Raw genomic sequence first — 18,269 nt, forward strand, 5'->3', positions numbered from 1 at the left:
CGACGCGTCAGGCGAATCGCGTGGTTTCGGTCGGGACCGGAACGGTGACGGGGGCGAGATCGCCGTCCTCGATCGCGTCGCGCGGGCGGGCGGGGCGGGCGTCGGTGGCGGCGAGCCGCAGGGCGCGGCCGGTCTGGGAGACGGCCCAGGCGATGAACTGCAGCGAGCCGGCGAAGAGACTGCGACCGGAGCGGCGGCGTTCGCGGAAGCCGTCGAGCACGGCGGCCTGGCCGTACATGACGTCGGCGACGGCGACGTAGCCGGCGCTGGTCAGCTGGTCGAAGGCCATGCCGATGAACTGGCCGTGGTCGTCGGAGGCGACGCGGCGGATGACGACGCGGATCGGCGTCGGCCGACCGCCGGCGCGGTCGGGCACCAGCAGGGTGGCGAGCGCCCCGGTCATGCGCGGGCCGGCGAGGGTGGCGCCGAGCGGACGCAGGCGGACGCCGCCGGTCGAGATGTCCTCGATCACCACCGAGACCGAATCGTTGCCGACCATCAGCTCGGCGCGGCGGGTGACGTCGAGGCGCTGGGCGCGGCGACGCTCCGGCTTCTCGGCGACGACGCCGAGGGCGACGCCGGCGATCACCAGATTGAAGGTGTTCCACAGGCCGACGACCAGCATCAGGTCGTTGACCTCGGGTTCGGCGATCACCCGCTGGAAGGCGACGATCGAGGCGAGCGCCAGCACGCCGAAGATGGCGAAGTAGCGCGGCGCCAGCTCGCTCAGATGGGCGGTGTCGGAGGTCAGGCCCTTGGCGGTGACGTTGAAGGTCGGCTTGCGCGGGTTGCGGATCACCGAGACGATGGCGCCGACCAGATAGGGCATCTGGACGTATTCGTAGAGCTCGCTGATCCAGGGCCAGCGCACGCGGCCGTAGAGGTAGTTCTGCATCAGCATGTTCACGATCATGTAGGTGACCGTGTAGGCGACGAACTCGGAGAAGTTCGCGACATAGAGCTTCACGCCGAAGAAGATGTAGAGCAGCGGCGCGACGATGAAGGCGAGGCGCGGCAGCGGGAACAGCCAGAACAGCGCGCTCGAGGCATAGGCGACGCGCTGAGCCACCGACAGGCCACGCTTCATCAGCGGGTTCTTGAGCAGCAGGATCTGGATCATGCCGCGGCACCAGCGCGAGCGCTGGCCCATGAAGGTGGCGAGCGTCTCGGGCTGCAGGCCGGCGATCATCGGCTTGTCGACGAAGCGGGAGTGCCAGCCGCGCGCATGCAGGTCGAGCGCGGTCTCGCAGTCCTCGGTGATGGTGACGCCGGAGAAACCGCCGGCCTCCTCCACCGCGGCGCGGCGCAGCACCGCGGCCGAGCCGCAGAAGAAGGCGGCGTCCCAGCGATCGAGGCCGCGCTGGATCACCGAATAGAACATCTCGTTCTCGGACGGCATGCGCGCCCAGGTCGAGAGGTTCTTCTCGATCGGATCCGGGTTCAGGAAGAAGTGCGGCGTCTGGACGAGGAACAGGCGCGGGTCGTCGACGAAATGGCCGACCGTCTCGCGCAGGAACTCGTGGGTCGGCGCGTGGTCGGCGTCGAAGACCGCGATCAGGTCGCCGTCGGTATGGGCCAACGCGGCATTCATGTTGCCGGCCTTGGCGTGCTCGTTCTTCTCGCGCGTCAGGTAGCGGGCGCCGAGGCGCTGGGCGAGTTCGCGCATCTCGACGTGGCGGCGCTCGGCTTCGGCGGCCGCGACCGGATCGGCCTGGTTGCGCTTCTGCACCGTGCCGCCGTCGTCGAGGAGCCAGACGCGCAGCTTGTCGGCCGGCCAGTCCATGGTGGTGGCGGCGGCGAGGGTGGCGGCGACCAGTTCGGCCGATTCGTTGTAGGAGGGGACGTAGACGTCGACGGTCGGGCACTGGTCGTCGGTCAGACGGCGGGCGGGCGCGCGGCGGATCGGCTGGGCGACGACGAAGAGGCTGACGAAGAGCATGCCGACGCAGAACATCTCGGCCGCCCACAGCGTCACGCCGAAGCCGAAGCCGACCGGGTCGGAGAGCGACGGCAGGGTCTCGGTGGTGCGCCACCAGACGTAGCGCAGCACCACCAGCGTGCCGAGCGCCAGATAGATCTGGCGACGGGCCGCGGTCGGCTTCAGCCGGCGCACGATCACCATCGCGGCGACGACGACGATGCCGCAGATCGCCTGGGTCTCGACGCCCACCGGAGCGGTGGCCGCGGCGACGACCGCGAGCGTCGCGATGATCCAGACGAGAAGCGTACCGATCGGCGTCATGGGTGTGTCCACGAATGGTTATGTCCTGCACCCTGGTCTACAGACGAATTGACGCACCGGCAGTCGGCAAAATTTTCCGTCGAATTTTAAGGACAATTTTCAGTAAATCGTCATGGTTTACGAAAGGTTGACTTGAGGTGTCGGGCCGGCATCGCGGCATGGTCGTTCGTCGTCGGGCGATCGACCTGGTGATGCCCGCCGCTCTACGCGTGCGCGCGTGCCATTCTTCGGCGAGGGGGTGGTGCCGCGGCGATCGAGGCGAGCCGCGGCGGCGCGCAGTGGCGCGAGCGGCGGGAAGGTGGTCGAAAACGGCGGTTCGTCGGCCTTCGGACGATTGACAGGCGGCGGTCGCGTCCCTATGGTCCGGCCCGAATTCGAGGCAGGCGCGGGCGACCGCGCTCGCCCGTCCATGTTCCTCGTCGGCGACGAGGGGGCCTCGCGGGGCTTCCGACGCCGACGTCCGGAGCGGGGGTCAGGCCCGCCGTCCCGGATCAACCGATCGGTACCAGACGATGAAGATCAAGAACTCGCTCAAGTCGCTTCGGACCCGCCACCGGGACAACCGTCTGGTCCGCCGCAAGGGCCGCGTCTACATCATCAACAAGACCAACCCGCGCTTCAAGGCCCGCCAGGGCTGATGCTCGGGAACGGCGGCGCCTGCGCGCCCCGTCCGTCGATGATGTCCATCGATGATCTCGACGAGCCGCACGAAGGGGAGCAAACTCCCTTCATGCGGCTCGCTTCGTTTCGTCTCCATGGCCGGGGGCTCTCGCGTCCCCGATTCGGCCTCGCCCTCCTCGTCGTCCCGGCGATGGTCCTCGCCTGCGGACCGTCCGTCCCGCCCGCACGGGCGGCCGAAGAGCCGCCGCCGGCCGAGACGCGCGGCCGGCCGGGGGTGATCGACGACCTCCTCGCCCGTCTCGCGGCGAGTGAGAGCGACGCCGAGGCGGCGCGGATCCGGGCGCGGCTCGCGGCGATGTGGCTGGTCTCCGGCAGCGCCGGGGTCGATCTCCTGATGCAGCGGGCGCTGGCGCTCCACGGCGCCGGCGACACGCGCGCGGCGCTCGCGGTGCTCGAGGCCGCCATCCGGCTCGAGCCGAAATGGGCCGGCGCGCGCAAGCTGCGCGGCACCATCCAGCTGAAGCGCGGCGACCACGGGGCCGCGCGGGTGGACTTCACCCGGGCGCTGGCGCTCGAGGAGCGCGACTTCGCCGTGCTCGACATGCTGGGGCTGATCGAGATGAAGGACGGTCGGGCGCGCGAGGCGCTGGTGCTGCTGCGCCGCGCCCATGCGCTCGATCCGCGCGACGAGGAACGGGCCGGGGTGATCGAGCGGCTGACCGTCGAGGTCGACGGGCAGGAGCTCTGACGTGACGCATCGCGGAGCCGCCCCATGATCACGCGCTGGTTCTGGCTCGCCCTCGGCTGCCTCGCGCTCGCCCTGGCGGTCGCAGGCGCGATCCTGCCGCTGCTGCCGACCACACCCTTCCTGCTGCTCGCCGCCTGGGCCTTCGCGCGCTCCTCGCCGCGGCTCGAGGCCTGGCTGCTCGACCATGCGCACTTCGGCCCGGTGATCGCCGACTGGCGCCGCGAGGGGGCGGTGTCGCGGCGGGTGAAGCGGACGGCCGTCCTGGTCATGGCGGCCACGCTCGTCGGGGGCTGGCTCGTCGGCCTCTCGCTGGTGATCCTCGGGATCCAGTTGGCCGTATTCGTGGTGGTCGCGACGTTTCTCGTCGGTCGACCGGAGCCGCGGGCGGCACGTCCGGAGGGACGAAGCGAATGATGGTGACGGCAGTGGCGGCGGGCGTCGCGGCGCTGGCTCTGGGACGGGTGGCGACGGCGGGTCTCGATCGGCGCGTCGAACGGCGGGCGGCGCCCGTCGGGCGCTTCGTGACGGTCGGCGATCGGTCGATCCATGTCGTCGACCGGCCGGGCACGAGCGACCTCGTGCCGATCGTCTTCCTGCACGGCGCCAGCGGCAACCTGCGCGACCCGCTGATCGCCTTCGGCGACGCCTTTCCCGAACGCCGCCGCATCTTCCTCGATCGGCCCGGTCACGGCTGGTCGGATCGGGCGGGGGCGGCGGATGCGACGCCGACGGCGCAGGCGGCGATCGTCGCCGGGGTGCTCGATGCGCTCGGCATCGACCGGGCGGTGGTCGTCGGCCATTCCTGGGGCGCGGCGGTGGCGACGGCCTTCGCGGTCGACCATGCGGAGCGCACCGCGGGTCTCGTGTGTCTCGCGCCTGCGACCCATCCCTGGCCGGGTGGCGTCGACGTCTGGCACGGACTGGTGACCAAGCCGGTGATCGGCCCGGCGATCGCCACCTATGTCATCCCGCTCGCCGGGCGGGCGCTGTTCGACCGCATGCTGGCCTCCGTCTTCGCGCCGTGCCCGGTGCCGTCCGACCTGCGCGAGGCGGCGGGGCTCGACATGGTGCTGCGGCCGGCGGAGTTCGTCGCCAACTCGCAGGACATGATCGCGCTGAAGCCGGATCTCGAGCGCCGCGCGCACCGCTACGGCGAGATCGCCGCGCCGACGCTGATCGTCCAGGGCGACGGCGACACGGTGGTGTGGCCATCGATCCATGCCGAGGCGCTGGAGCGGCAGATTGCGAATGCGCGGCTGGTCACGCTCGGCGGCGTCGGCCACATGCCGCACCACGGCGCGCGGGCCGAGACGATCGAGGCGATCGAGGCTCTGCTGGCGAGGGTCGACGGCTGAGCCGTTCCCGGCGCGCTCAGAGCACGCCCGAGACCGACTGCGCGCTCAGAGCGCGCCGGAGCCGTCCGCGCCGACGAAGGCGATGCGCAGCATGTTGGTCGAGCCGGGGGTGCCGAAGGGCACGCCGCCGACCACGATGACGCGCTGGCCCGGGCGCGCCCAACCTTCGGCATGGGCGATGCGGCAGGCGCGGTCGACCATGTCGTCGACGTCGCGGGCGTCCTGGGCGACGACGCAGTGAACGCCCCACACCAGCGCCAGACGCCGCGCCATGGCGGGCGAGGCGGTCAGCGCGACGATCGGCGTGAAGGGCCGCTCGCGGGCGGCGCGCAGGCCGGTCGAGCCGGACTGGGTGAGGCAGACGATGGCGGCGACCGACAGGGTCTCGCCGATCTGGCGGGCGGCGGCGGTGATGGCGTCGGCGCCGGTCGCCTCGGTCTCCGGGCGCTGGGCGGCGACGATGCCCTTCCAGGTCGGATCGGCCTCGGTCGCCTCGGCGATGGCGTTCATCATCGTCACCGTCTCGACCGGGTACTTGCCGGCGGCGCTCTCGGCCGAGAGCATGATGGCGTCGGAGCTCTCGTAGACGGCGATGGCGACGTCGGAGACCTCGGCGCGGGTCGGCACCGGCGAGGAGATCATGCTCTCGAGCATCTGCGTGGCGACGACCACCGGCTTGCCGGCCTTGCGGCAGGCGCGGCTGATCTGCTTCTGCAGGCTCGGCACGCGCTCGAGCGGCATCTCGACGCCGAGATCGCCGCGCGCCACCATGACGGCGTCGGAGAGTTCGATGATCTCGGCGAGGCGATCGATCGCCTGCGGCTTCTCGATCTTGGCCATGATGCCGGCGCGGCCGCGGGCGATGCGGCGGACCTCGGCGAGGTCGTCGGGGCGCTGGACGAAGGAGAGGGCGACCCAGTCGACGTTTTCGGCGAGCGCCGCGTCGAGGTCGTCGCGGTCCTTCGGCGTCAGCGCGCCGATCGGCAGGTCGGTGTCGGGCAGCGACACGCCCTTGCGGTCGGAGACGCGGCCGGCGACCACCACCTCGCAGACGAGGGTGTGGCCGCGCTTCTCGACACAGCGCAGCTTGACCTTGCCGTCGTCGATCAGCAGGTGATGACCGGGCTCGACCGCCTCGAGGATCTCGGGATGGGGCAGGTGGACGCGGGTTCCGTCGCCCGGCGTGGGATCGGCATCGAGCATGAAGAGCGCGCCGGGAGCGAGCTCGACCGGACCGGCGGAGAAGGCGTCGAGCCTGAGCTTCGGCCCCTGGAGGTCGGCAAGGATGCCGATCGGCCGGCCGACACGCGCCTCGATGTCGCGAATGGTCGCGACCAGCTCGGCGAGCTTGGCGTGATTCGTGTGGCTCATGTTGATGCGGAACACATCCGCACCGGCCAGGAACAGCTTCTCGATGGTCGCAGCATCGGAGGAGGCAGGCCCGAGGGTGGCCAGAATCTTCACTCGCCGGTCGCGCTTCATGGGGTCCCCCTGATCGTCTTTTCGACGTTCATAGACCCTGACGCAGCGTCTGCACAGGCGCAAAATCAGCGTAAGACGCAAATTCTTTCAGGATGAGGGATCATTGCATCCCGGCCGAGGAGCGACCCGGTTCGGTGAGCTGGACCGTCCAGGTCCGCTGTTCGCCGGTGTCGATCTCGAAGAAGCCGGTGCGCTCGAAGCCACGCTTCAGGCAGTCGTCGATGCCCTTGATCGTGAACGTTCTTTCCTGCGTGCACATGAAGGAGCGGCCGCTCCACTCGCCGCCGTGGTCGTAGTCGACGGCGTAGAGGTAGTAGAAGCGGGAGACCAGCGGACCGGCGAGCAGCGTCTCGCAGGAATTGGCGGCGACGTTCCACCACCCTTCGGTCTTCCAGGACTCTTCGTCCTTGTAGCCGACGGCGACGCCGATGCGGCTGGTCGTCTTGTTGCAGATGCGCAGGTCGGCGTGGGCGGGGGCGGCGTAGACGATCGCCGGCAGGCCGAAGGCGAGCGCGGCCAAGACGGCACGACGAAGGCCGCGGGCAAAAGCCGTCGGGGCTCGGCGTGTCTCGGCTCTGAGGGCGTCCTGGCGCTTCTGCATGTCGCAACGTGGATCGTCGATGTCGGCGCGAGTGTCAATGGCCGACGGGCGAGATGTCAACCGTGGCAAGGTGTTCCGGGCGTGTCGCGGGCTTTTCGGGGCTCCGCGGGCGCTTCGGACTCGGTATCCCGGCACCGTGGCGTCGGGATCAGGGTGCGGCCGGCCCCTCTTCGGCATGGGCGCCGCGCGGGCGGGCGACCCAGATGCCGGCGAGGATCGCCAGACCGCCGACGATCTGCCAGAAGCCCAGCGTCTCGCCGAAGAAGATCCAGCCGAACAGCGCGCCGGCCAGAGCCTCCAGGAAGATCACCAAGGACGAAAAGGCGGCAGAGAGATGGCCGAGCGCCCAGGCGAGTAGGCCCTGGCCGCCGACGTGGCTGATCGTGGCCATGGCGACGAGCGCCACGACACCGCCGAGCGTCGCCGGCACCCACGAATTCTCGGCGACGCCTGCGATCACCGCGAGGCCGGCGGCGGTGATCACCGTCGAGCGCGCCAGCACCACGGCCGCCGGCGCGGTGCGGCGGGCGACGCGGACGGCGAGGAAGTAGAGGCCGAAGCCGAGCGAGGTGCCGATGCCGTAGAGATCGCCGAGCAGGCGTTCGGGCGCGAGCTGCCAGCTCGAGCCGACCAGCGCCACGGCGCCGGAGACGCAGAGCGCGAGGCCGGCCACCATGGGCCGCGTCACCCGTTCGCCGATGACCAGCGAGAACAGCATCACCCAGACCGGCGCCATGCAGGCGAGCAGCGTGGCGTTGGCGATGGTGGTGTTGAAGATCGAGAGGTGCCAGAAGAAGAGGTCGAGCACGAAGAACAGACCGGCGAGCACGTCGGCCCGGCTCCAGCGCTTCGGCACCGCCACCTTCGCCCGCTTCACCTCGATCGCCGCGAGCACCCACAGCAGCGGCAGGGCGAGGAAGACGCGGTAGAAGGCCGAGGTGAAGGGACCGACCCCGGCGTAGCGCACGAAGACCGGCGAGATGCCCATGGCGAAGGCCGCGACCACCAGCGCGACGAGGGCGACGGCGACGAACGAGCGCGGCTCGGCGGAACGGGTGGCGGGCATCGGGCCTCGTCTGAGTGGTGCGGCTCGAGGGCGCCGACGCGTTCTTCGCGGCGGACGGTTCTGTCGGAAGCGAACATGAACTAACCTCTCCTATTCGATCGTCCGAGGAAGGTCCACGCCGCGCATGCATGCCGCCCCACCGTTTTCTCTCGCCGTGCCGCTCCGCGACGAGGACGCCTACGAGATCGTGCCGGGCGATGCCGGCGCGGGCCTCGTCATCGTCGCCGATCATGCCTCCAACCGGGTGCCGGACGATCTCGCCGGTCTCGGTCTCGCGGAGGTGCAGTTCCATCGCCACATCGCCTTCGACATCGGCGTCGAGCCGCTGGTGCGGACGTTGGCCGCAAGGCTCGGCGCCCCGGCGGTGATCTCGCGCTTCTCGCGGCTGGTGATCGATCCCAACCGCGGCGACGACGATCCGACCCTGGTGATGCGGCTCTCCGACGGGGCGGTGGTGCCGGGCAATGCGCAGCTCGACGCGGCGGGGCGCGAAGCGCGGATCGAACGGTTCTGGCGGCCCTACGACCGGGCGATCGGGGCGACGATCGACGCCGCCTTCTCCGGCGGGCGGGCGCCGGTGATCTTCTCGCTGCATTCCTTCACCCCGGTGTGGCGCGGCCGGCCGCGGCCCTGGCACTGCGGCGTGCTGTGGGACGCCGATCCGCGGCTGCCGACGTTCCTGCTCGATCGGCTGGCGGCCGATCCGGCGCTGGTGGTCGGCGACAACGAGCCCTACGACGGTGCGCTCGAGGGCGACACGATGTATCGCCACGGCACGCGGCGCGGCCTCGCCCATGCCATCCTGGAGATCCGTCAGGACCTGATCGCCGAGGAGGCGGGGCGGGCGGCCTGGGCGGATCGGCTGGTGCCGATCCTCGAGGAGGCGCGGCGACGCGCCGACTTCGCCGAGCCGCGGCTGCACGGCTCGCGCACCGGCCCGGTCCGCGACGCCGAGCGCGGCGCGTGAACGAAAGGGCCGGGGGAAGGCGCCGTCGAGGCGCTTGACCGGCCGGCCCGATTGGGGCTTCATCCGCGGCCACGAGATCCCCCGGTCGCGCGCCGTTTCGCCCGACCGCAGCCATTCCAGGAGACCGACATGTCCGATGCAGCCGGCGTCGCCGCCGATCAGCTCAAGTCCTTCGTCGAACGCATCGAGCGCCTCGAGGAAGAGAAGCAGACCATCGCCGACGACATCAAGGACGTCTATGCCGAGGCCAAGGGCAACGGTTTCGACGTCAAGATCCTGCGTCAGGTGATTCGCATCCGCAAGCAGGACAAGTCCGAGCGCGAAGAGATGGAAGCGATCCTCGAGCTCTACATGCAGGCGCTCGGCATGGGCTACGGCCGCGTCGAGAGCTGATCGCTCCGACCGACGATACGAACGACGACGGCGCCCCATGGGGCGCCGTTTTCGTTTGTCTGGTTTCGATCGCGCGAGTCCCGCGCGTTCACTTCGTCAGGATGACCGGCAGCGACACCACGGCGGGGCCGGAGAAGCCGTGCGAGCCCTCGAGGTCGAGCGAGGCGAAGGTGAAGCCGGTCGCCAGCGACATGCGCGGCTTGGTGAAGAGCGGGTCGAGCGCGTTCTGGTCGGGATGACGCATCTGCGCGAAGGTCTCGCCCTCGGCATGGGCGTCGGCGTCCCAGATGCGGTCGGCGACGGCGCGGTCGGTCTTGCCGCCGCGGGCCGAGACGGCGCCGCGATCGGACTTGCCGTTGCCACGAGCGGCGGCGGCGGGCGAGAAGCGGCTCTCGGGTGCCGCGTGGGCGGCACCGGCGGCGCTCGGCGCCGGCTGGGCGAGCGAGGCGAGGCGGAAGCCTTCATCGGCCGTCGACGCGGGCGCGCCGGCATCGGCATAGCCGAGGGCGACGCGGCTGCGGTCGTCGTCGCCGGTGAAGGCGGAGAGCGCGGCATGGGCGTTGCCGGCACCGGCATCGGCGGTGCGGGCGTTGGGCCGCGGCTTCGGCAGGGCGACGCCCGGCGGCAGCACGACGGCGGCGGCGATCATCTCGGGCACGCCGCGGCTCGGGCGGGCGACCGGCAGGGGCGCCGGCATCGGCTTGAGGCCGGGGGTGAAGGCGATCTGCTGCGGCCGCTCCTCGACCGCCTTGCCGGACGGACCCGCGACCCAGCCGGGAGGCAGGCCGTTGTCGGCGCCGGCGGGGCCGTAGCGCGAGGGCTGCGGCTGGGCGGCGGCGACGGCGCCCGGACGGGTCGGGCCGGCGTTGGGGCCGGTCACCGGCATGGCGACGAGCGAACCGCCGGAGACGGCGGTCGGCACCGGCGCGGCGGCGACCTGGGTCGGGCGCGGCGTCGGGGTGGCGACGGCGACCGCGACCGGGGCCGGCGGCGGCGCGGTGCGCGCAGCCTTGGGGTCGACGCCGGGCAGCGGGCCCTGACGCAGTTCCTGCTGACGACGCGGGGCGGGCGCCGAGGCCTCCTCCTCGTCGTCGCCGGCGACGGGCGCGCGGGAACTCGAATAGGACGACGACGACGACGACGACGAGCCGCCGCCGAACAGCGCGGCGAGGAGGCCGCCGCCGGAGCTCGAGCTCTCGACCGGTCCGCCGCCGCTCTCCTTGCGCGACTGGGCCTCGGCGAGCGCCTGCTCGTAGCCGGGCAGCGGCGCGCCGTCGGAGGGCAGATGCGCGGTGCGGCCGTCGGGGAAGAGGCGGACGAGCTGGTCGCGGGTCATGCGCGGCCAGGCGCGCACCGAGCCGGTGTCCATGTGGACGAAGGGCGAGCCGGAAGTCGGGTAGAAGCCGACGCCGCCCATCTGCAGCTTCATGCCCGTCTCGCGCAGCGTCGAGAGCGGGACGTCGGGCAGGTAGAAGTCCATCGCCTTGCCCAGCATGTGCTGGGAGAAGCGGGCGACGCCGCGCGAACGGTTGCGCAGGGCGGAATTGGTGGCCGGCGAACGATAGCCCGAGACGATGTGGATCGGCTCGTGCGAGCCGACGCGGCGATAGACGTCCCACACGAGGTCGAACAGCATGGGATCCATGCGGGTGACTTCGTTGCGGCGCCAGTCGCGCAGCATGTGATTGAGCTCGGTCAGGCCGCGCTGGTCGTAGGAGCCGTCGCGCTTGAAGACGATCGTCGCGCGTTCCTGCGTGTGCGTGTTGATGAGGCTCAGGGCGCGCGTCTCGGCCTCGGCGGCGGAGGTCGCCGCGGCCAGGAGAAACGTACCCGCGAGAAGCCTCGCAACGTCACGGCGTCTTTTCATCAATACGCGCCTCGACCGACCCGAAAGGTTCATTCCACGGAACGCACGACGATGAAACCGAACATCGTGTCCACATCGGGACATTCCGCCTCAAGGCCTCAGTTTCGGCCGACAACGGTTAATGAAGCTTTTACCTTAGGACGCCGTCGTAAGGAATGCGTTCACCCTCCGCAGGATGCCGAAGTGTGCGAATTTGTCGCACATCGCCCGACGATGTGGCGGAAATCCGAGGTGGCGTGTGCCTTTCGCGCCACGGCACTCCATGCGGGGCCCGCCGAAAGGGTCGATTCGTCGCGTCGGATGCGGTTCGAAAAAAAAAGCCCGCGCGCCGGGTTCGACCGACACGCGGGCTCTCGAACGGATCGCGCGGCGCCTCAGAGGCCGAGGATGCGGCGCATCTTGCCGTCGTGGCCGTAGACGTCGCGGCGGGTCTGCACCTGGCCGGCGTCGTCGACGAAGACGGTGAAGTAGGTGATGTGGACCGGCACCTGGCGCTTCAGATTGATCTGCTGCTCGCCGCGGCCGATCATCTTCTTCAACTGCGCGCCGCCGAGCCCGCTCGGCTCCTCGCCGAGCACCGCGTCGGCGAAGGCGAAGGGCTCGTGGACGCGGACGCAGCCGTGCGACAGGGCACGGTAGGTCTGGGCGAACAGGCCGCGCGACGAGGTGTCGTGGATGTAGACCGAGTGCTTGTTCGGGAACAGGAACTTGATGTTGCCGAGCGCGTTGCCGTCGCCGGGGCGCTGGCGGATGGCGACGCGGCTGGGGTCGACGGTCGCCCAGTCGACGGAGGCCGGATCGACGGTCTGGTTGCCGACCTCGACCTCGAAGGAACCGCCGAGGCGGCTGCCCGACTGCAGCTTGCCCATCATCTCCTTGCGGATGATCGACTGCGGCACGTGCCAATAGGGGTTCACCACGACGAGCTTCATCGTCTCCGAGAAGATCGGTGTCTGGTTCTCCGGCCGACCGGTGATGACGCGGGCGTGGTGGATCGACTTGCCGGCCTTCATCACGTCGAGGTGGAAGTCGGGCACGTTGACGAAGACGTGGAGCTCGCCGAGGTCGCGCGGCAGCCAGCGCCAGCGCTCCATGTTGACGACCACCTCGGCGATCTTGCCGCCGTTGCCCTGCGCCTCGTCGTTGAGGGCGGCGACCGTCGATTTGCCGACCTTGCCGTTGGCGACGAGGCCGCGCTCGCGCTGGAAGGCCTTCACGGCGTCGGCCAGCACGGTGTCGTAGGTCTGGGGATCGGCATCGGTGGCGGTCGCGGTGACGCCGAGGCGTTCACGCAGCAGCGCCACGCGCTGGTCCTTCTGGCCGGGATTGATCAGCGGCCCGTCGGGCAGGCGCACCACCGGCGTCTCGACCTCGCCGCGCAGGCGGGCGAGTTCGGTCCTGAGGCGGCGATAGCCTTCCTGCGGCGGTGCGTAGTCGGCGATCTTCGCCGTGACGTCGCCGCCGGAGCCGAGGGCGCGCAGCACCGCGGCCGGGTCGGGGCGGGGCAGCGTCGGCGTCACGAGGTCGGACAGACGACCGGGATCGAAGCGGCCGGAGGCGAGATGGCGGACGTAGCGCAGCGCGGTCTCGGCGGTCGCCCATTCGGCGGCGGCGCGGGCCTCGGGCGTCGTCGCCTGGAGCTTCGGCACGACGTAGTCGCGCGGCTCGAGACCGTCGCGGTCGGCGACGGCGATGGCGGCGACGAGGGCGCGGCCCTCCTCGGTCAGGTCGGTGCGGCCGACGAAGAGCGGACGCCACTGGCGTTCGCGATAGAAGGCGAGGGCGGCGGCGCGCTCGGCACGCTCGTCGGCGGTGCCGGCCTTGTGGGCGGCGTTCGGCGCGGCCTTCTCCATCGCCTCGGCGACGGCGCGTTCGTCCTCGGCGGCGGCGATGGCGGCATCGGTCGCCGGCGTCGCGACCTTGTCGGCGGGGGCCGCGACCGGCGCGGCCGGCGTGGTGGCGACGGTCTCGGGCACGATCACCGCGGCGACCGGCTTCGGCGCCTCGGGGGCGGTCGCGACCGGCTTCGGTGCCTCGGGGGTGGGTTCGGCGGCCTTGGCGGCGACGGGCTCGGCGGTCGGCGCCGGCGCACTCGCCGTCGGCAGCGGCGCGGGTTCGGCGGGCTTCGCCGGTTCGGCGACGACCGGCGTGGGGGCCACGGCGGGCGTCTCGGCGACCGGCTTCGCCTCGGCCTTGGGGGTCTCGGCGGCAACGGCCGGTTCGGCCGGCTTCGCGGGCTCGGCGGCGGGCGTCGCGGCGACGGCCGGCGCGGCCGGTTCGTCGGCGGGCTTCGGCGAAGCGGCGGTCTCGAAGGTCTTCGGCGCCTCGGCGGCCGGGGACGCGGCCTCGACCGGAGCGGCAACCGCCTCGGCGGCCGGAGCCGCGGTCTCGGCGACGGGCTTCTCGTCCGCCTTCGGCACTTCGGCCGCGACGGGCTTCTCCTCGGTCTTCGGCGCTTCGGCGGCGATCGGCGCGGGGGCGGTCTCGACGGGCTTCGGGGCTTCGGCGGCGACGGCGGGGGCCGTCGGCTCGGCCGGCTTCGGCGCCTCGGCGACGGGAGCCGCGGGCTTGGGGGCCTCGGTCGCCTCGGCGTGGGTGGCCGGTGGGCGCGGCGCCTCGGGGCGCGGCATGTCGCCGGCGGCGGCGCTCTTGCGGCCTTCCTCGATCGGACGCAGGCCGGCGCCGTCGCGCGGGGCGAGCGGCTTCAGGCCGCCGGAGCCCGCGCCGTTCAGAGCGGCGATCGAGCCGGTGAGGAGGTCGGTGTCGGCGTCGGGCGGCGTTGCGGCGGCCGCGTCGACGGTGACGGGCGCGTCGGCACGCGCCGTCTCGTCCGCCGCGCGCAGCGGCAGGACGGCGACGGAGGCCAGAAGTGCTCCCAGGAGCAGCGAGGACCCGACGGACTTCATCTTCCCACCACCCCCGAAAGGCTTCGAATCGGTCCAGGAGGCCCGCGAACTGCGACGATATGACGTGATTGACGTCCGGGAAACAAACAGACGCGTGATCCCGAAATCACTCGGCCGCTTCGACGCCGGACCCTTCCTCCAAACCATATTCCTTGAGCTTGCGATAGAGGGTCGAGCGGCCGATTCCGAGCCGCTTGGCGACCTCCGTCATGCGACCGCCATAGTGGTCGATCGCCACCTTGATCATCTCTTCCTCGATCGCCGCGAGGTCGCGGACGTGGCCGTCGGAATCGAGAGAACGCAAGAAGCCGAAAGGCGTTGGCCCCGATCCGGAGGTCAGGCCGGCGGCGCTCGGCGACCAGCCGGTCATGACCGGCTGGGCGTCGGTCTCGATGCGGGAACGCAGGCTTTCGTCGCGCATCGTCTCGCCCGTCGCCTTCGCTCCACCGTCGATCGCCACCAGCCTGTGGTGTCGCGGCAACACGGGCGCGTTGCCGACCTGGGCGGCGATCTGGGGGAACTCGTCGACCGTCAGCCACGGTCCGTCGGAGAGGACCACGGCGCGGAAGACGGCGTTCTCGAGCTGGCGGATGTTGCCGGGCCAGTCGTAGCTCTCGAGCAGAGCGATCGCCTGCGGGTCGACGCCGATCAGGCGACGGCGGCCTTCTTCCGCCGCGAAGCGGGCGACGAAGGTCTTCACCAGCGCCGGGATGTCCTCGCGGCGGTCGCGCAGCGGCGGGATCCAGATCGGGAAGACGTTGAGGCGGTAGTAGAGATCCTCGCGGAAGCGGCCTTCCTTGGTCATCTCCAGCAGCGAACGATTGGTCGCCGAGATCAGGCGGAAGTCGACCTTCACGGGTTTGCGCGAGCCGACCGGATCGATCTCGCCTTCCTGGATGGCGCGCAGCAGCTTGACCTGCACCTCGGGGGGCAGTTCGCCGACCTCGTCGAGGAAGAGCGTGCCGCCGTGGGCCTCCTGGAACTTACCGACGTGTTTGTCGACGGCGCCGGTGAAGGCGCCCTTCTCGTGGCCGAAGAGGATCGACTCGACGAGGTTCTCGGCGATGGCGCCGCAGTTCACCGTGACGAAGGGGCGGGCGCGGCGGTCCGACGAGCCCTGGATGGCGCGGGCGATCAGTTCCTTGCCGACGCCGCTCTCGCCTTCGACGAGGATCGGAATGTTGGAGGAACTGGCGCGGCGGCCGAGGCGGATGACGCGTTCCATCGAGGGCGAGGAGGTCGCCAGATCCTCGAAGGTCAGGGTGCCGGTGACGGTGCGCCGGGCGCGCGCCACCTCGTCCTCGAGGGCGCCGAACTTCAGCGCGTTCTGGATCGAGACCTGGAGACGTTCGGGCGAGATCGGCTTCACGACGAAGTCGAAGGCGCCGGCGCGCATCGCCGAGACCACGGTGTCGATGCCGCCGTGACTGGTCTGGACGATGACGGGGACGGAGACGCCGGACTCGCGCAGCTTCAGGAGCACGGCCATGCCGTCGAGATCGGGCATCACCAGATCGAGAATCACCAGGGCGACGCCGCGCCCCTCCGGTCCGGTCATGCGGGCGAGCGCCTCGACGCCGCTCTCCACGACGATCGGCAGATGACCGAACCTTCGGACCGCCTCCTCGAGCAGGCGGCGCTGGATGGGATCGTCGTCGCAGATCAGGATGCGCTCGGCCATGACGCGGGGATCACTCCGCTTAAGGGATTCGTCTCGATTCGGGTCGATCGTGGCGGGGGGAGGTTGACCAGAGGTTAACGCGAGGCCGTCGTCCCCGTTCTTCACCGTCGCAGGTGTCGCGAAACGAAACGCCTCGGGACGGTTGAAGCCGCAGGCGCGAACCCGATATGGATGGTCGACCGTTTCCAACCCGGCCGGCGCTGCGTCGCCGCCGCGACGAGGTATCCGCCATGACCGTGTCCTTCCCCTCCGCCGTCCACGACAAGGCCGCCGGTGCCGGCGGCGACGGTCCCTTCGGGCCGATGCCCGAATGGGATCTCTCCGATCTCTATCCGTCGATGAACGGGCCGGAGGTGAAGGCCGATCTCACTCGCGCCGAAGAGCGCTGCCGCGCCTTCCAGACGCGAGCGGAAGGCAAGCTGGCGGCGCTCGTTTCGGCCGGCGATGCCGCCGAACTCGCGTCGCTCGTCGTCGAATACGAAGCGATCCAGGATCTCCTCGGCCGGGTCGCGTCCTTCGCCGGTCTCGTCTACTCGGGCGACACCACCGATCCCGAGCGCGCCAAGTTCTACGGCGACGTGCAGGACGGGCTGACCAGGGCGACGACGCGGCTCCTGTTCTTCGAACTCGAGCTCAACCGCATCGAGGATGCGGCGATCGACGCGCTGATCGCCACGGACGCGCAGCTCGGGCATTACCGTCCGTGGCTCGAGGACATCCGCAAGGAGAAGCCGCATCAGCTCTCGCAGGAGATCGAGCAGCTCTTCCACGAGAAATACGTGACGGGCGCGGCGGCCTGGACGCGGCTCTTCGACGAGACGGTGGCGTCTCTGCGCTTCCGCGTCGGCGACGAGGAACTGACGCTCGAGCCGACGCTCGCCCGTCTGCAGGACGGCGACGAGGCCCGGCGCCGGCAGGCGGCGGAGGCGCTCGCGGTCACCTTCAAGGCGAACCTGCGCACCTTCACGCTGATCATGAACACGCTGGTGAAGGACAAGGAGATCTCCGACACCTGGCACAAGTTCGGCGACTTCGCCGACGCCCGCCACCTCTCCAACCGGGTCGAGCCGGAAGTGGTCGCGGCGCTGGTCGAGGCGGCGCGCGGCGCCTTCCCGAAGCTGTCGCATCGCTACTACGCGCTCAAGGCCAAGTGGCTCGGCAAGGAGCAGCTCGAGCACTGGGACCGCAACGCGCCGCTCGCCTCGGCGCCGTCGCGGGCGATCCCCTGGGCCGAGGCGGTCTCGACCGTGCTCTCGGCCTACGGCCGCTTCTCGCCGAAGCTCGCCGATCTTGGCAAGAAGTTCTTCGACAATCCGTGGATCGATGCCCCGACCCGCCCGGGCAAGGCGCCGGGGGCCTTCGCCCATCCGACCGTGCCGTCGGCGCACCCCTATCTGTTGGTCAACTACATGGGCAAGGTGCGCGACGTGATGACGCTCGCCCACGAGCTCGGCCACGGCGTGCACCAGCTCCTCGCCGCCCCCAACGGCGCGCTGATGGCGCCGACGCCGCTGACGCTGGCGGAAACCGCGTCGGTCTTCGGCGAGATGCTGACCTTCCGCGCGCTGCTGGCGGACGCCGCCACGAAGGAGGAGAAGCGGGCGATGCTCGCCTCCAAGATCGAGGACATGATCAACACGGTCGTGCGCCAGATCGCCTTCTACACGTTCGAGCGCAAGGTCCACGCCGCCCGCCGCGAGGGCGAGCTGACCGCCGACGACATCTGCCGCTTCTGGATGGAGGTGCAGGGCGAGAGCCTCGGCCCGTCGATCCGGCTGGCGGAGGGTTACGAGACCTTCTGGGTCTACATCTCCCACTTCATCCATTCGCCGTTCTACGTCTACGCCTATGCCTTCGGCGACTGTCTGGTGAACTCGCTCTACGGCGCCTACCAGAAGAACCCGGCCGGCTTCGAGGACAAGTATTTCGCCCTGCTCTCGGCCGGTGGCACGCGGCATCACAAGGACCTGCTCGCGCCCTTCGGGCTGGATGCCACCGACCCGCAGTTCTGGTCGATCGGCCTCTCGGTGATCGAGGGCCTGATCGACGAGCTCGAGGCGATGGAGGCCTGAGGGCTTTCGGGCCTTCGACGAGACGGGACGGCCGGGCGAGAGCTCGGCCGTCGGCGTTTCGGGGGGCTTCGGGGAGCGTGTATCGAGGCCGTGCGCGATGCTTCGAGACGGCGTTCTGCGAACGCCTCCTCAGCATGAGGCGTTTTTCATATTCGATACGAACACATGGGCCTCATGCTGAGGAGGGCGACCTGCGGTCGCCCGTCTCGAAGCATCGCGCACCATGCGCACGGCATCGCTTCTCGACCCCCGCCCCGCCGTCGATCCG

At 70.6% G+C, this 18,269-nt stretch carries 14 protein-coding genes; 7 read left to right on the forward strand and 7 right to left on the reverse strand.

Going from position 1 to position 18,269, the window contains the following annotated elements:
- Nucleotides 1-7: 7 nt before the first annotated feature.
- On the reverse strand, nucleotides 8-2,242 hold the full coding sequence (gene bcsA / locus ACT541_RS17060) for a UDP-forming cellulose synthase catalytic subunit (RefSeq protein ID WP_476138302.1): 2,235 nt from the start codon (nucleotides 2,240-2,242) through the stop codon (nucleotides 8-10).
- Between the two features lie 512 nt (nucleotides 2,243-2,754).
- On the opposite strand from bcsA, the gene ykgO reads away from it, so the two are divergent.
- The 4 genes from ykgO (at nucleotide 2,755) to ACT541_RS17080 (ending at nucleotide 4,966) form a co-directional block, all read left to right on the forward strand.
- Nucleotides 2,755-2,880, forward strand: coding sequence for a type B 50S ribosomal protein L36 (ykgO, locus tag ACT541_RS17065; RefSeq protein WP_333825316.1), 126 nt, complete (start codon nucleotides 2,755-2,757; stop codon nucleotides 2,878-2,880).
- A gap of 92 nt (nucleotides 2,881-2,972) precedes the next feature.
- Nucleotides 2,973-3,611, forward strand: coding sequence for a tetratricopeptide repeat protein (locus ACT541_RS17070; RefSeq protein WP_476138303.1), 639 nt, complete (start codon nucleotides 2,973-2,975; stop codon nucleotides 3,609-3,611).
- A gap of 24 nt (nucleotides 3,612-3,635) precedes the next feature.
- On the forward strand, nucleotides 3,636-4,025 hold the full coding sequence (locus ACT541_RS17075) for a YbaN family protein (protein WP_476138304.1): 390 nt from the start codon (nucleotides 3,636-3,638) through the stop codon (nucleotides 4,023-4,025).
- Nucleotides 4,022-4,966: an alpha/beta fold hydrolase gene (locus tag ACT541_RS17080; RefSeq protein WP_476138305.1), complete on the forward strand. Its 945-nt coding sequence runs from the start codon at nucleotides 4,022-4,024 to the stop codon at nucleotides 4,964-4,966. Before ACT541_RS17075 ends, ACT541_RS17080 begins: the two co-directional genes overlap by 4 nt.
- Nucleotides 4,967-5,011: 45 nt before the next feature.
- Here the strand turns inward: ACT541_RS17080 and pyk are convergent, their stop codons facing one another.
- The 3 genes from pyk to ACT541_RS17095 form a co-directional block, all read right to left on the reverse strand.
- Nucleotides 5,012-6,448 carry a pyruvate kinase gene (pyk, locus tag ACT541_RS17085; RefSeq protein WP_476138306.1) on the reverse strand — a complete coding sequence of 479 codons (1,437 nt, stop codon included), beginning with the start codon at nucleotides 6,446-6,448 and terminating at the stop codon, nucleotides 5,012-5,014.
- A gap of 100 nt (nucleotides 6,449-6,548) precedes the next feature.
- The gene (locus tag ACT541_RS17090) at nucleotides 6,549-6,968 is read right to left on the reverse strand and encodes a DUF1036 domain-containing protein (RefSeq protein WP_476138307.1); all 420 of its coding nucleotides are present in this window, start codon (nucleotides 6,966-6,968) and stop codon (nucleotides 6,549-6,551) included.
- A gap of 229 nt (nucleotides 6,969-7,197) precedes the next feature.
- Complete coding sequence (locus tag ACT541_RS17095) at nucleotides 7,198-8,115, reverse strand: DMT family transporter (protein ID WP_476138308.1); 918 nt, start codon at nucleotides 8,113-8,115, stop codon at nucleotides 7,198-7,200.
- Nucleotides 8,116-8,239: 124 nt separating this feature from the next.
- On the opposite strand from ACT541_RS17095, the gene ACT541_RS17100 reads away from it, so the two are divergent.
- On the forward strand, nucleotides 8,240-9,082 hold the full coding sequence (locus tag ACT541_RS17100) for an N-formylglutamate amidohydrolase (RefSeq protein ID WP_476138309.1): 843 nt from the start codon (nucleotides 8,240-8,242) through the stop codon (nucleotides 9,080-9,082).
- Nucleotides 9,083-9,211: 129 nt separating this feature from the next.
- Nucleotides 9,212-9,475 (forward strand): DUF2312 domain-containing protein, encoded by a 264-nt coding sequence (locus ACT541_RS17105; protein ID WP_476138310.1) that lies wholly within the window; start codon nucleotides 9,212-9,214, stop codon nucleotides 9,473-9,475.
- Nucleotides 9,476-9,563: 88 nt separating this feature from the next.
- Here ACT541_RS17105 and mepK read toward each other — a convergent pair whose 3' ends face one another.
- From mepK to ACT541_RS17120, 3 genes are all read right to left on the reverse strand, one after another.
- Nucleotides 9,564-11,342, reverse strand: coding sequence for a peptidoglycan L,D-endopeptidase MepK (gene mepK / locus ACT541_RS17110; RefSeq protein WP_476138311.1), 1,779 nt, complete (start codon nucleotides 11,340-11,342; stop codon nucleotides 9,564-9,566).
- 374 nt (nucleotides 11,343-11,716) lie between these two features.
- Complete coding sequence (locus tag ACT541_RS17115) at nucleotides 11,717-14,248, reverse strand: L,D-transpeptidase family protein (RefSeq protein WP_476138312.1); 2,532 nt, start codon at nucleotides 14,246-14,248, stop codon at nucleotides 11,717-11,719.
- A 106-nt stretch (nucleotides 14,249-14,354) separates the two neighbouring features.
- Nucleotides 14,355-15,929 (reverse strand): sigma-54-dependent transcriptional regulator, encoded by a 1,575-nt coding sequence (locus ACT541_RS17120; protein WP_476138313.1) that lies wholly within the window; start codon nucleotides 15,927-15,929, stop codon nucleotides 14,355-14,357.
- A gap of 230 nt (nucleotides 15,930-16,159) precedes the next feature.
- On the opposite strand from ACT541_RS17120, the gene ACT541_RS17125 reads away from it, so the two are divergent.
- Nucleotides 16,160-18,001, forward strand: a complete 1,842-nt coding sequence (locus tag ACT541_RS17125; RefSeq protein ID WP_476138314.1) for a M3 family oligoendopeptidase — start codon at nucleotides 16,160-16,162, stop codon at nucleotides 17,999-18,001.
- Nucleotides 18,002-18,269 lie beyond the last annotated feature (268 nt).

The organism is Pinisolibacter sp. DMC100 (assembly GCF_056313705.1).

Excerpts from the sequence above, each read along its gene's own strand:
- bcsA (WP_476138302.1), bottom strand. The coding sequence starts at position 2,242 with ATGACGCCGATCGGTACGCTTCTCGTCTGGATCATCGCGACGCTCGCG.
- ACT541_RS17120 (WP_476138313.1), bottom strand. The coding sequence starts at position 15,929 with ATGGCCGAGCGCATCCTGATCTGCGACGACGATCCCATCCAGCGCCGC.
- ACT541_RS17095 (WP_476138308.1), bottom strand. The coding sequence starts at position 8,115 with ATGCCCGCCACCCGTTCCGCCGAGCCGCGCTCGTTCGTCGCCGTCGCC.
- ACT541_RS17100 (WP_476138309.1), top strand. The coding sequence starts at position 8,240 with ATGCATGCCGCCCCACCGTTTTCTCTCGCCGTGCCGCTCCGCGACGAG.
- ACT541_RS17105 (WP_476138310.1), top strand. The coding sequence starts at position 9,212 with ATGTCCGATGCAGCCGGCGTCGCCGCCGATCAGCTCAAGTCCTTCGTC.
- ACT541_RS17115 (WP_476138312.1), bottom strand. The coding sequence starts at position 14,248 with ATGAAGTCCGTCGGGTCCTCGCTGCTCCTGGGAGCACTTCTGGCCTCC.
- ACT541_RS17125 (WP_476138314.1), top strand. The coding sequence starts at position 16,160 with ATGACCGTGTCCTTCCCCTCCGCCGTCCACGACAAGGCCGCCGGTGCC.
- mepK (WP_476138311.1), bottom strand. The coding sequence starts at position 11,342 with ATGAAAAGACGCCGTGACGTTGCGAGGCTTCTCGCGGGTACGTTTCTC.
- pyk (WP_476138306.1), bottom strand. The coding sequence starts at position 6,448 with ATGAAGCGCGACCGGCGAGTGAAGATTCTGGCCACCCTCGGGCCTGCC.
- ACT541_RS17070 (WP_476138303.1), top strand. The coding sequence starts at position 2,973 with ATGCGGCTCGCTTCGTTTCGTCTCCATGGCCGGGGGCTCTCGCGTCCC.
- ACT541_RS17075 (WP_476138304.1), top strand. The coding sequence starts at position 3,636 with ATGATCACGCGCTGGTTCTGGCTCGCCCTCGGCTGCCTCGCGCTCGCC.
- ACT541_RS17080 (WP_476138305.1), top strand. The coding sequence starts at position 4,022 with ATGATGGTGACGGCAGTGGCGGCGGGCGTCGCGGCGCTGGCTCTGGGA.
- ykgO (WP_333825316.1), top strand. The coding sequence starts at position 2,755 with ATGAAGATCAAGAACTCGCTCAAGTCGCTTCGGACCCGCCACCGGGAC.